We start from the raw sequence: 12751 nt of genomic DNA on the forward strand, positions 1-12751 counted from the left end.
GGGTGGAGCCCCGTGGCCCCGTCCACGTCGATCCGTTGACGTGCGGTCGGGCCTCCGGGGCGGCCGGCATTGTAGCCGCCCCGAGGCGCGTCGGACACGAGCCGCCCCCTTGAAATCGCCGGGGACGGCCCGAGGTCGCTCAGGACGCGGCGGTGTTGATCTGCTCGTCCCGGATCCAGGAGTTGGCGCGGGCCCGGTGGTCGTCGTTGATGTGGGCCGAGACGGCGGTGAAGGTGGCCGCCAGGATGCCCATGTCGTCGCCCATGCCGACGACCGGCAGGAAGTCGGGGATGGCGTCGGCGGGCAGCACGAAGTAGGCCAGGGCGCCAGCGACGGTCGCCTTGACCCAGAACGGGGTCCGTGCGTCGAGCATGCAGAAATACATGGCCACGACCTCGCCGGCCATCGGCAGGTGCTTCAGGAACCGGCGTGCCTTGGCCGCGAAGCCGTCGCGCACGGCGCGCTCGTTGGCCTCGGCGTCGACGCCCACATAATCCTCGGCGCGAAACCGGGCTCGCCCCTCGTCCCACCACCCCGCCAGTCGATTCGTCATCATCGAGCCGCCCCCCTGCCCCGGCCGGGCCCTGGTCCGCGAACGCGCATCAACACCCTACCAGGTTCTTCGATGGGCGGGCACGAATGTTCGAACGCAAAAAAAGGCCGGCGGACGGGCGCCGATCCCGCATCCGATCGACACGGGGGCCGCGTCTGACGTACCGTGAATGAGTGGACCCCGCGACGGCCGGGGAACGTGCATCGTATCGAAGGGGCGGGCGGCGATGAGCATCGACTTCCGTTGTGAGTGGTGCGGCAAGAAATATCGGGTCGAGGACTCTCACGCGGGCAAGACCACCGACTGCAAGAAGTGCGAGCAGGAGATACGCATCCCGACCCTGATGGAGCTGGGGCGCGACGAGCCGGCGGCCGACTTCGGCTACGACCTGGATGAACCCGCCCCCGCCGCCACTCCCGCTCCCGCACCCGGCCCGTCCAGGGCGCCGGCCGGCTGGGCGACGCGGCCCGGACCGGGACAGGCGGCGTCGGGAGGCACCTCGCCCGGGTCGTTCCGCCCCGCCCCCAATCCGGGCCGGACCAGCCTGGACGACTCGAAGGGCTCCGCATTGCTGAAGAAGGCGGCGATGGGCCTGGTCGTCCTCGCCTTGATCGGCGCCCGGGTCTATTTCAGGTTCAACCGCGGGGGGAACCGCCCCGCCCGGTTCAACGTCAACGGCCCGATGCAGCAGGGGCGGCAGGACTTTCCGCCGATGCCCGGCGCCGCCCCCCCGATGCCCGTCGACGCCGAGGGCCCGGTGCAGCCGATGTCCGTCGAACAGATGCTGATGAAGGCCAACCTGGCCAACGCCGCCAACACCGAGTACCCCCTGCCCCGCTTCGACCCGCCCGGCCCCGGTCGCGAGATTGCGCCCGGGGTCATCTTCCGCGAAGTCCGCCTGGGCAACGGACCTGCGAAGGACTCGGGGCCTGGCCTGACCGGCAAGCTCTGGGTCTACCTGCCCGCCGGCGATCATGCCGACCGATCACTGCCGTGCGTCTTCATCGCCCCGGCCGGCAGCAACCTCGTGACGGGCAACGACCTGGGCGACGACCCAGGCCGGGGCCACCCCGAGCATGTCCCTTATGTGAACGCGGGGTACGCCGTGGTGGCCTATGAGCTGGACGGCGCCGCGACCGAGAACGAGGGCGAGGGCAACCTCCAGTTCGTGACCAACGCCGTCGTGTTCCTGCGAGCCCGCGCGGGCCTGGTCAATGCGCACGTGGCGCTGGAATATGCCCTGGCGCAGATCCCGCAGGTCGACCCGGGCCGCCTGTATGCGGCCGGCCACAGCTCGGCCGGGACGATGGCCCTGCTCCTCGCCGAGAACGAGCCCCGCATCCGAGCCTGCGCCGCCTACGCCCCGTGCGTCGACGTGGCCGGCCGCCTGGGCCCCGGGATCGTCGACACCCTCACCAGGGCGAGCCTGGGCGACCTCTTCCAGCGCTACTCACCCGCCGCCGGCGAATCGAAGCTCACCTGCCCCCTGTTCCTCTTCCACGCCCTGGACGACACCAACGTCCCCGCCGCCGAGACCGAGGCCTTCGCCGAGCGTCGCAAGGCCGCCGGAGAGCCCGTCACCCTCGTCACCGTCCCCACCGGCGACCACTACACGCCGATGATCGAAGAGGGGATTCCGAAGGCGATCGAGTGGTTCAAGGGTCTGCCCTGATGGCGCGAACCTCGCGCGACAGCACGGGCTCATCCTCATAGGGCGAGACCGCTCGCTTCTCATCCGTTGGGACGCGCGGACGACACGTCGGGGGCGGGCTTTCCGGGAGGGCCGATGTACGACGTGGCGATCATTGGCGGAGGGATCGCCGGGATGGCGACGGCGGCGCGGCTCCAGGCGTCTGGGCTCTCGACGGTCGTCCTCGAAGCGCACGGACAACCGGGCGGCTGCGCCGGCTTCTACCGGCGCAAGGGCTTCTCCTTCGATGTGGGGGCTACCACGCTCGTCGACTTCGGCCCCGGCGGCGTCGGTGCTGAATTGCTCGAGAGCGTCGGGATGGAGCCGATCGAGGGCGAGCTTCTGCCCGGCTACGTCGCCTGGCTGCCCGACCGCACGGTGACGCTGCATCGAGACCCGGCCACATGGTCCCTGGAGCGGCTCCGTATGCTCGGCGATACGCCGGCTCATCGCTCGTTCTGGCGGCTCCTCGACCGACTGGCGGACGTGTTCTGGCGAGCCAGTCGGCGCGGGGTCAGGCTGCCGATTCGCGGCTTGCCCGATGTGGCCCGCGCCGCGAGTGCGATTGGACCCGGCGGATTGCCCCTGGTTCGCTACCTGAGCTGGACGCTGACCGATGCGCTCCGGGCGTACGGCCTTGAGGGCGATCGGGCGCTGGTCGGCCTGCTGGGGATGCTCGTCGAGGATACGGTCCATAGCTCGGTGGCCGAGGCGCCACTGATCAACGCTGCGCTGGGGATCACGATCCGAGGCGCCGGCCTGACGCGGGCCAGAGGCGGAATGCGTGGGTTCTGGCAGGGCCTGATCGCAGGCTACCGCCACCTCGGCGGAGACTTACGAGTCGGCTGCCCGGTCGATCGGGTCGAAGGACATAAGGGTTCCTATCGTGTCTCGACCCGTCGCGGCGTCATCGAGGCCGATCAGGTTGTCGCCGCCGTCCCCGCGACCCTGGCGGCCAGGCTGGGTCCCGGACCGGTCTCGGAGGCGCTGGCGCCTTACCTTCGCCGCGATGTGGCAGCGCTGGGCGGGGCCGTGGTCGTCTTCCTCGGCGTCCCCGAGGCCGAGGTGGCAGGCCAGGAGTTCACCCACCATCAACTCTTGCAGGACTACTCCCGCCCGCTGGGCGACGGGAACAACATGTTCATCTCCGTATCCGCCGCGGGTGACACCGACAGTGCCCCGGAAGGGTCTCGCGTCGTGATGATCTCGACGCACTGCGATCTGGGGTCATGGGAAGGCCTCTCGCCCGAAACCTACCGGACGCGCAAGCGCGAGATCGGCGAGCGTCTCATCGCTCTCGCCGGGCGAGTCTATCCCGGGTTGGGCCGGGACGCCGTCGTCTGCGAGGTCGCCACTCCCAGGACTTACGAGCGGTTCACCGGGAGGCCGCGAGGCGCAGTGGGGGGCGCGCGGCAGACCCTCGGTAACACAAACCAACACGCCCTCGCGAACAATCCAGGCGTGCCCGGCTACTGGCTGGTGGGGGATAGCACCTGGCCAGGCCTGGGGACCGTCGCCTGCTGCCTGGGCAGTCGCCACGTCGCCGAGGGCGTGCTGGCGGGCGTGATCCGCCGCCGTCCCTCTCTCCATTCCAGGACCGCCCGGGGCCGAGGAGCCGCATATGCCGGCCTCGACACACGCTGACCCGGAGTTGCCCAGCCTGGAGGCGATCGGCGGGGACCTCCTCATGTCGACACCCTCGCAGCGGCGTCTCGCCCTGGCCAGGCCATTCGTCTGCCTCGCCGGGTACGCGCTGGCGGCCTACATCGGCCTTTGGTGGCTGGCCCCCTTCCTCGTGTTCTTGGTCTTCGTGGCCGTGGTAAACGTGACGCACGACGTTGTCCATGGGTCGCTAGGCCTCTCGCGGCGGCAAACCGAGTGGGCCCTGTTCGCCACGGGTGCCGTCTTGCTGGAGAGCGGCCATGCTTATCGAGCCACCCATCTGCGACACCACCGCGTGTTCCCCGGGCCCGACGACCCGGAGGGCGCCCCTGCACGGATGAGCCTGCTCGAATCGATCCTCTGGGGGCCGCTGTTCTTGCCCAGGCTCTGGTGCTGGGCCTACGCCCGCAGCCGGCCGGGAGGCGCGACGAGGCGATGGCTGGTCGCCGAGGCGGCCTGGGCCCTCGCCGTCCCGGCCGCCGGTCTCTGGCTCCTGCCCCGGACGCCGGCCGTGCTGGCGTACGCCAGCCTGGTAATCGTCGGCAGTTGGGTCTATCCGCTCCTGACAGTCCACCTGCCGCACCGACACTATGGAGACACGCCTCTGACGCAGACACATACCCTGAGAGGGCGGATCGTCCCTGCGTTGTTCCTGGAGCTGACGTATCACCTCGAACACCACCTGTACCCCGAAGTGCCCAGCCACAACCTGCCCGACCTGTCCTGGAGGCTGGACCCGCTGCTACGTCGGGCCGGCGTCAGGCCACGACGCGTCCCATGACGGGCCTTGGCGGAAGAGTGACATCGCGGTATCGGTGCGATATTCGCGTCCGATTCCCCGGTCCGGCGAGTATCCAGGGGGAGAGGCTCCCGGCTATTTTTCACAACTATGGGTGCATTAAGTGGGGAACCCGGGCATCTCCCTGGAGTCTTCCGATGGCCAAGCTCTCCGTGAACGTCGCCCTGGCCGAGCTCAAAGGGCCCGATTTCAAGTCGTCGATGAAGACGCTCAACGCCTGGGAGTTGGTGAGATTCGACGTCGGGCTGGGCGGCACGCCCGTCACCCTGACGGTCTCCCAGGTCGCCAAGTGCAACTCCGTGGACGAATGCACGATCGATGTCCCCATCGGCGTGAGCTACAGCATCGCGAGCGAACTTAAGGACAACATCACCAATGCGCAGACGACGGCCGAGCGCAACGACCACCGCCAACTCCTAATGCGAATCGAGACGCATGCGAGGGCCCACTACAGCCGGGTCGCCAAGCCTCTGATCCCGGACTGGGAGGCGGACATCAGGAAGGATCTGGACAAGACGCTGCCGACGCGCAAGACGCCAACCTCCGAGGACGAAGGCCAGATCCAGGCAAGGCTCGCCCCGCTCGTCGCTTACTGGGTGGAGGAACTGGGATATCGCATCAAGAAAGACGTCAATGGGTGGGAGAAGACGGATTACCCGCAACTTGTGAAGTTCATGCAGAATTTCCGAAGCCTGAGCGTGTTCTTGCCGGACGGACTCCCGATCCCGAAATTCGCGAGCAAGCCCCCGAAGCGACCGGCGATCACCTTTCCCGCGTGCCAGGCCAGGAAAAGCTGACGGCGACGAGCCCATTCGGCCCCGGCAAATTCTCGGCCGCCGGGGCACAGCACGCTCACGAAGTCTATCGGCGTATCGGCCTCTCCTCGCCGGAAATCGCCCGAGGAACGCCCCCCAGGCCCGTCGCCGGCCCGCGTGGGTGCGGCTATGATCGAATCGCGTATCGGGGGCCTTTGAGCGTAGGCAGGAGCCCGGATTTGCTCAACGTTCGGTCGCAAGAACGGGCCGAATGACGGTCGCCCCAATACGCCATACGAGGATCATGAAGCGATGGATAGGAACGAGGATCGACGGGGATTCCTCAGGGCTTCGGCAGTCGCCGCCGCATCGGCGTTGGTCCCGGGCCTGGATCTCGCCGGGGGCAAGGCCCTGGGTAGTGGGGCTGAGCCGGCGGTCCGCGTCGTCGTCTGGGACGAACGGCAGCCGGCGCAGAAGGCCGCCTATGAGAACTTCCTCGGCAACCGGATCGCCGATCATCTGCGGGCCCAGCCCGGGCTCTCGGTCAGGTCAGTCGCGCTCGATGATCCCGAGCAAGGGCTCTCGGACGAGAGCCTGGCCGATTGCGATGTCCTGATTTGGTGGGGGCATGTCCGCCAGGCCGAGGTGACGCCGGAGACGGGCAAACGGATCGTCGGACGCATCCTGGCGGGCCAGCTCTCGCTGATCGCGGTGCACTCGGCGCACTGGTCCACCCCGTTCGTCGAGGCGATGAACGAGCGGACCCGGAGGGACGCCGAGCGGACTCATCGCGGCCAGGACGGGGGAAAGGTGGAGATCCGCTACCTGCCGCCCCAGCCGAGGTATGCGCCGCCCAAACGCGACGACAGGCCGACGCCATATGCGTCGATCCGCAAGTTTCCCGACGGCCGCGAGGAGGTCGAGGTCCGCCTGCCCAATTGCTGCTTCCCCGCCTACCGGAACGACGGCAAGCCGAGCACCCTGAACGTCACCAAACCCAGCCACCCGATTGTCCGAGGCATCCCCCGCACATTCGAGCTGCCCCAGACCGAGATGTATGACGAGCCCTTCCACGTCCCCGAGCCCGACGAGCTCATCCTGGAGGAGCGCTGGGCCGCGGGCGAGTGGTTCCGCAGCGGCATGGTCTGGAACCTGGGCAAGGGCCGCGTCTTCTACTTCCGCCCCGGCCACGAGACCTACCCGATCTACAAGCAGCCTCTCCCGCTGCAAATCCTCACCAACGCGGTCCGCTGGCTTGGTCACCCGTAGCCTTCGAGCGACACCCTGCCCCGGCGACCAGGTCGCCGGGGCAGGGCTTGACGCGAACAGGCCGGCTCAGGCCTTTTGCCTCAGGGAAGCGATGGCGTCGTCGGTTCGCTTGTAGAGGTCGTCGATCTGGTCGGTGGACTCGAAGCCGATGATGAAGGCGTCGACGGTTCCCAGGCCGAGGACGTAGCGGAGGGAGGCGTCGCGGCGCTCGGGCTCCTTGAAGGCGCCTTCGCCGAGGATCTTCATGCCGATGACGCCCTTGCCGGCGTTGTGCATCTCCTCGAGCTGGGAGGCGACCTCGTCGGGCTTCTTGTCGTCCATGATCAGCCCTTCGGGGTTGATCCGGGCCAGGTCGATCTCGACGAACGGGTCCTTGGCACTGGTGCGCAGGGGGTCCATGCCGTGGTTGCTGGTGCCGTGGGCCAGGATGATCTTCTCGGACTTGGCCTGGCGGAGGTAGTCCATGGCGCCGGTGTGGTCGGCCGGCCAGCCTTTCTTGGTCATGCAGTGGAGCAGCAGGATGTCGATGTAGTCGACGCCCAGCTCCATCCGGTAGCGCTCCAGGTGGCTGCGACAGTCGGCCAGGTTGGTGGCGTGGGTCTTGGTCATGATCACGTACTTGTCGCGGGGCACACCCTTGAGGGCCTCGCGCAGGTAGGTGTGCGAGCCGTACTGGTCGGCGACGTCGAAGAGGGTGGTGCCCCGGTCCAGCGCGTGGCGGACGACCTTGGTGAATTCCTTCACGCCCAGGCGGGTCTGGTTGCTGGCCTGGCCCGAGCCGTGGCTGCCGGTGCCCATGCCGATGAGCGAGACCTTGATGCCGGACTTGCCCAGCACCACCTGGTCGGCGGACGACTTGGGGGTCGCGTTGCGCAGGGCGACGGGGGCGGCCGAGGCAAGCCCGGGCGCGGCGGCCAGGGCGGCGGTCGCGGCGGCGGCCTGGGTGAGGAAGTCGCGGCGGTTCACGGGAGGCAACATGGCGGGGCTCCGGCTGGGTGAGGGCTAGGCCCGGCGGGCGACGAATGACCCCGTTGGGGGTGCCTCGGAACCTCGCCGTCGACTGTGAGCCCGATTCTATCCCGGGGCCCGGCATGCTGCCACGACGATTCGTGGGTCTCCGGCGTCCGGGCCTTCAGAGTTCCACCACCTGCACCGAGACTTCCATCCGATCCCAGGCGCCCGACGGGCCTGCCCAGGAGCCGGAGAGCGGGGAGGCCTTGTCATGCTCGCGGGCGACCGCGACGGCGATGTGCTCGGTGCCTGCGAGCTTGTTATTGGTGGGGTCGAAGCCCCGCCAGCCCGCGCCCGGGATGTAGATCTCGGCCCATGCGTGGGTGGCTCCGTGCTGACCCTCGCCCATCTGGATGTAGCCGGTGACGAACCTGGCGCCGAAGCCCCAGTGGCGGGCCGCCTCCATCATGAACACGGCATAGTCGCGGCACGACCCGGTGCTCAGGGCGAGCGTCCGGCAGGGGAGCTGGACGCCGGGCTCCTCGCGTCGCACGTACTGGAAGGACTTGAAGATGTGCGTGTTCAGGTTGTTCAGCAGCTCGAACGTGTTGATGAGCTGGCCCGGCTTGTACAGGTCGAGCAGCCAGGCTTGCAGCGCCGGGCCATCGTGCGGATAGCTGGGGAGGCGATACTGGAAGACCTCGACCTGCTCGTCCGCGGCATACTGGAACGGGTAGGAATCGGCGATCGGGTCGATGGTGCAGTCGATGGGCGTGTCGTCGTAGAGGTCGACGTTCATCTCGCTGAAGATGCTCATCGTCGGGGCGGGCTCGGCGAATGTGATCAGGGCGATGGAGTTGCCGTAGACGTCGCGCAGCCATCGGACGCTGGCCGCGGGCTCGATCTTGAGGCGAGAGCTGTCGATGTGGAGGTCGTGCCCCTCGCGCGGCCGGAGCAAGGCGCGGTGGACCCCGAAGCTGACGGGCTCGTGGTAGTGATATTTGGTGACGTGCGTGATGCGGATGCGTTTCATGGGAAGATGGCCCGATCCGATCGAACGAGGTGCGGTGAGGGGGTTCTTATCGCCCGGCCGGGTGCGACGCGAACAGGTTCAGGCCGAGCTGTTCCGAGAGGAACCCGGCCGCGAGCCGGCCCCTGACGCTGTTGCCGGAGGGATCAAGCGGCGGCGAGAACGTGCCCAGGCCCCCTTTGCCGGGAGCGACGGCGACCATCCCGCCGCTGACGCCGCTCTTGCCGGGCAGGCCGGTCTCATAGAGCCAGTCGCCCGAATTCTCATAAAGCCCGGCCGTGACCATGACGGCCAGGACGTGCTGGCAGTGGATGGCGTCGATCACGGGCTCGCCGGTCAGCGGGTTGACCCCGCCGTTGGCCAGGGTGGCGGCCATCGCCGCCAGGTCCCTGGCATTCACGTTCAGGGAACACTGCCTGGTGTAGATGTCGGTGGACTGGATCGGGTCGAAGAAGATCCGGTCGTAGCTCTGGAGCAGTTTGGCGGCGACCTCGTTCCGCCGGTTGGTGGCCGACTCGGACTCGTAGACCTCGGCATCGAGCGTGAGACGCCTGCCGGCGAAGCGAGACAGCCCTTCCTGGAGAAACTGCCACTTGGCCGCCGCGGTCGCCCCCGGCGCGAGGCTGGCCGCAGCGATCGCGCCGGCGTTGACCATCGGGTTGGTCGTCCCGTCCTCGGTCCGCTCGATCGCGATCACCGAGTTGAACGGCAGGCCGGTGCTGTTGACCCCGAGCTTCCGCCGCGCCTCGTCCTCGCCGATTGCCTGGCAAACCAGGGCGAAGACGAACGGCTTGGAGACGCTCTGGATCGAGAATTCGTGCTCCGAGTCGCCCGCGGAATGGACGGCGCCGGAGGTCTCGACCACGCACACACCGAACAGCCCGGCGGGAACCTTGGCGAGGGCCGGGATGTAGCTGGCGACCTCCCCCTCATTCACCGATCTGAACCGTTCATGGGCCGCGGCCACCGAGGTCCGGAGTCGATCTGGCGCGGTCGATACGGCGGAGGCGCTCGTCGGGATGGCCAAGGGGATTCGCTTTCCATGGGGACGGCCGACGACTCGGCAGGGATTGGACGCCGGCGGATCGATCGTATTCGACGCACTCAACCCGGTCCAGCCGCGCGAGAGCAGCGAATGTTCTCGGGCGTAGGTCGAGCCGGCCGGCGATGACTCTGTTAAAGTAGGGGGGCGAGAGAGCAAGTCGATCAAGGCTGCGGGGTCGAGCGGGGGAAGTGTCGTGTTCACCGGCTTGGTGCAAGTGCTCGGGCGTCTGGATCGATCCGAGGTGCAGGAACAAGGGCGACGGCTCACCATCGCCTGGCCGGGCCTCGACGGGTCGGAGCCGTTCGCGCTGGGCGAGAGCATCGCCGTCAACGGCTGCTGCCTGACGGTGGTCCACGCCGAGGCGGATGCGTTCGACGCCGAGGCGGGGCCCGAGACCTTGCTGCGCACCAACCTAGGCGAGCTTGCCGCCGGCGCCCCGGTGAACCTGGAACGCTCGCTCCGCCTGGGCGACCGCCTGGGGGGCCACTTCGTCCAGGGGCACGTGGACACCACCGCGACGCTCCTCGAGCGCAGGCCCGAGGGCGAGTGGCAATTCCTCGCGTTCGGCATTGCCCCCGAGTGGACCACGCTGCTGGTCGAGAAGGGCTCGATCGCCGTCGACGGCGTGAGCCTGACCCTGGTCAGCGTGGGCCCCGACCGCTTCTCGGTGATGCTCATCCCCCACACCCTGGCCGCGACCACCCTGGGCACCCTGAAGGTTGGCGACCGCGTGAACATCGAGGCCGACATGCTGGCCAAGCACGTCCGCAAGCTGCTGGGCCGGGAGGCGGCGGGGGCCTGAGCCGTCGACGGAGGTCACGCATGATCCGGCTTCATCCCGAATCTTTGACGAAGAACGGCAAGAAGGAATTTGCCGTGCTGCCCTATGAAGAGTTCGTTGCGCTGCTGGAACTCCTCGAAGATGCCGCCGACGTCCTCGACTTGCGACCAGCTAAGGGGGACGAGGCGGACGCCGCGACCCTCTCGCTCGATGAGGCCAAGAAGACGCTCGGCCTCGACTGAGACGCCTGGAATCGTTGGACAGGCCGTCGGGCCGAGGCGTTATGATGCTTTCTTACGAAGCCGCCCGACCTTATCCGTACCCGGACCGAACCGACCCCCGATGACCGAATCGAAGAACCACAACTCGCCCCGACGTCAGACTCAGTCCTATCTCCGCGACCTGTTCAGCAGGCGGGGGGTGGCGCCCAGGCACCGGTTCGGGCAGAACTTCCTGATCGACCTGAACATCCACGACCTGATCGCCGAGGGGGCCGACGTGGGGCCCGGGGATGTGGTGCTGGAGATCGGGCCGGGGGCGGGTGCGATGACCTCGCTGATGGCCAGCAAGGGGGCGGCGGTCGTCGCGGTGGATATCGACCCGGCGATGGTCGCCTTGACGACCGAGGCGACCGAGGGATTGCCCAACGTCCGGGTTTTCCAGGCCGATGCGCTCAAAGGGAAGCACACGATCAACCCGGTGCTCATCGACAACGTGCGGTCGGGGCTGGCCGCGGCGCCGGGTCGTCGGTTCAAGCTGGTCTCGAACCTGCCCTATAACATCGCCACGCCGATCCTGACGAACCTGCTGGTGCACCCCGACGCCGACATCAGGCCCGAGCGCATGGTGGTGACGATCCAGCTTGAGCTGGCCGAGCGGCTGCGGGCCGACCCGCAAGGTTCGGACTACGGGGCGCTCTCGATCCTCGTTCAGGCCCTGGCCGACGTCGAACTGCTTCGAACCCTGCCGCCGCACGTCTTCTGGCCGCGGCCGAAGGTGGAATCGGCGGTCGTGCGGATCACGCCCAACGCCGAGAAGCGGGCCCTCATCGGGGACATCCCCTGGTTCCAGACCGTCGTTCGTCAGGTCTTCACCCAGCGCCGCAAGAACCTCAGGCGGGTGCTGCACAGCTTCTGGCGGCACGAGCTGACGAAGGAGTCGGTCGACGAGATGCTCAACTCGCTCGGCCTGGCGGGGATGGTGCGGGCCGAGGCTCTGAACGTCGAGGAATGGATCGCCCTGACTGTCGCGCTGAAGGCCCGCCTGGGCGACGCCGCCACCACGGCGAAGGTGGAGGTCGACGACGAAGAAGGCGAGGACGAGGCGGACTCGGACGAGGACGAAGCCGAAGGGGACGACGACTGAGCGCCGGTCAAACGGGGCAAGAGACCAGCGCCTCAATGCGGCGCCGGTCCCCGTCTTCCTTCGTCACCCGGGCGGGAACGGCTCAGGCCTGGGCGTCGACCCAGCGGCCGGTGGAGTCGTCGTGGCGGACGATCTTGCCTTCCTTGAGGTAGATGACCGCCTCGGCGATGTTGGTGGCGTGGTCGGCGATACGCTCGAGGTTCCTGGCGGTGTTGATGAGCCGGAGGCAGGAGTCGAGGCGATCGGGATCCTTGCGGATCAGGTCCTTGAGGTCGTTCTGGATGTCGCGTCTCAGGGCGTCGAAGCGGCGGTCGCTGGCGATGACGCGACGGGCCAGGTCGGAGTCGCTGCGAGTCAGGGCGTCGAGGCAGTCGTGCACCTGGGAGAGCGATTCCATGGCCATGGCCTCCATCCCCTGCGGGATGGGGATGGGCGTGGCGTCTCCGGACGACTTCTTGACGCGCTTGGCGATGTGCAGGGCGAGGTCGGCCATGCGCTCCAGGTCGGAGTTGATCTTGAGCACGGCGGTGACCCGGCGGAGGTCGGAGGCGACCGGCTGGTGGAGGGCCAGGATGCGCAGGCATTCGCGCTCGAGCTGGACCTCGCGGCGATCGATCTCGGACTCTTCATTCTTGACCGCGGCGGCCAGGTCGGGGCGGCTGTGGCAGAGGGCGCGGACACCGAGGGTGAGCGTCTCCTCGACCACGGCGGCCATCTGGAGCAAGCCGGCCCAGAGCGACTCCATGTCGCGCAAAAAATGGCGGCCGAGCGAGACGCGCTCGGCGTCCCATTCGGGCGGACTCGTCCCGGCGACATCGCTTCGTGCCATCGGCGGGGCTCCCACGGGCCCG

13 protein-coding genes are annotated in these 12751 nt (G+C 68.2%); 8 read left to right on the plus strand and 5 right to left on the minus strand.

Annotated elements, in window-relative coordinates; translation table 11 throughout:
* Positions 1–139 precede the first annotated feature (139 nt).
* A complete protein-coding gene (locus EP7_RS00095) occupies positions 140–556 on the minus strand; it encodes a YkvA family protein (RefSeq protein ID WP_463525502.1) in 417 nt (138 codons plus the stop codon).
* A gap of 223 nt (positions 557–779) precedes the next feature.
* On the opposite strand from EP7_RS00095, the gene EP7_RS00100 reads away from it, so the two are divergent.
* The 5 genes from EP7_RS00100 (at position 780) to EP7_RS00120 (ending at position 6728) form a co-directional block, all read left to right on the plus strand.
* Complete coding sequence (locus EP7_RS00100) at positions 780–2225, plus strand: alpha/beta hydrolase family protein (RefSeq protein ID WP_463525503.1); 1446 nt, start codon at positions 780–782, stop codon at positions 2223–2225.
* Between the two features lie 114 nt (positions 2226–2339).
* A complete protein-coding gene (locus tag EP7_RS00105; protein WP_463525504.1) occupies positions 2340–3887 on the plus strand; it encodes a phytoene desaturase family protein in 1548 nt (515 codons plus the stop codon).
* A complete protein-coding gene (locus tag EP7_RS00110; protein ID WP_463525505.1) occupies positions 3865–4686 on the plus strand; it encodes a fatty acid desaturase in 822 nt (273 codons plus the stop codon). The genes EP7_RS00105 and EP7_RS00110 overlap by 23 nt, the downstream gene beginning before the upstream one ends.
* Positions 4687–4841: 155 nt before the next feature.
* Complete coding sequence (locus EP7_RS00115) at positions 4842–5501, plus strand: hypothetical protein (RefSeq protein WP_463525506.1); 660 nt, start codon at positions 4842–4844, stop codon at positions 5499–5501.
* Between the two features lie 270 nt (positions 5502–5771).
* On the plus strand, positions 5772–6728 hold the full coding sequence (locus EP7_RS00120) for a ThuA domain-containing protein (RefSeq protein WP_463525507.1): 957 nt from the start codon (positions 5772–5774) through the stop codon (positions 6726–6728).
* Positions 6729–6794: 66 nt separating this feature from the next.
* Here EP7_RS00120 and EP7_RS00125 read toward each other — a convergent pair whose 3' ends face one another.
* The 3 genes from EP7_RS00125 to glsA form a co-directional block, all read right to left on the minus strand.
* A complete protein-coding gene (locus EP7_RS00125) occupies positions 6795–7706 on the minus strand; it encodes an aldo/keto reductase (RefSeq protein ID WP_463525508.1) in 912 nt (303 codons plus the stop codon).
* A gap of 154 nt (positions 7707–7860) precedes the next feature.
* Positions 7861–8712 carry a transglutaminase family protein gene (locus EP7_RS00130; RefSeq protein ID WP_463525509.1) on the minus strand — a complete coding sequence of 284 codons (852 nt, stop codon included), beginning with the start codon at positions 8710–8712 and terminating at the stop codon, positions 7861–7863.
* A gap of 46 nt (positions 8713–8758) precedes the next feature.
* Positions 8759–9730 carry a glutaminase A gene (glsA, locus tag EP7_RS00135; protein WP_463528471.1) on the minus strand — a complete coding sequence of 324 codons (972 nt, stop codon included), beginning with the start codon at positions 9728–9730 and terminating at the stop codon, positions 8759–8761.
* 217 nt (positions 9731–9947) lie between these two features.
* Between glsA and EP7_RS00140 the strand changes: the two genes are divergently transcribed.
* The 3 genes from EP7_RS00140 (at position 9948) to rsmA (ending at position 11900) form a co-directional block, all read left to right on the plus strand.
* The gene (locus EP7_RS00140) at positions 9948–10556 is read left to right on the plus strand and encodes a riboflavin synthase (RefSeq protein ID WP_463525510.1); all 609 of its coding nucleotides are present in this window, start codon (positions 9948–9950) and stop codon (positions 10554–10556) included.
* Positions 10557–10576: 20 nt separating this feature from the next.
* A complete protein-coding gene (locus tag EP7_RS00145; RefSeq protein WP_463525511.1) occupies positions 10577–10777 on the plus strand; it encodes a type II toxin-antitoxin system Phd/YefM family antitoxin in 201 nt (66 codons plus the stop codon).
* Positions 10778–10877: 100 nt separating this feature from the next.
* The gene (rsmA, locus tag EP7_RS00150) at positions 10878–11900 is read left to right on the plus strand and encodes a 16S rRNA (adenine(1518)-N(6)/adenine(1519)-N(6))-dimethyltransferase RsmA (RefSeq protein WP_463525512.1); all 1023 of its coding nucleotides are present in this window, start codon (positions 10878–10880) and stop codon (positions 11898–11900) included.
* A gap of 82 nt (positions 11901–11982) precedes the next feature.
* On the opposite strand, the gene phoU is transcribed toward rsmA, so the two are convergent.
* Positions 11983–12729 (minus strand): phosphate signaling complex protein PhoU, encoded by a 747-nt coding sequence (gene phoU, locus EP7_RS00155; protein WP_463525513.1) that lies wholly within the window; start codon positions 12727–12729, stop codon positions 11983–11985.
* Positions 12730–12751: the final 22 nt, after the last annotated feature.

This window comes from Isosphaeraceae bacterium EP7, assembly GCA_038400315.1.
Taxonomy (GTDB): domain Bacteria; phylum Planctomycetota; class Planctomycetia; order Isosphaerales; family Isosphaeraceae; genus EP7.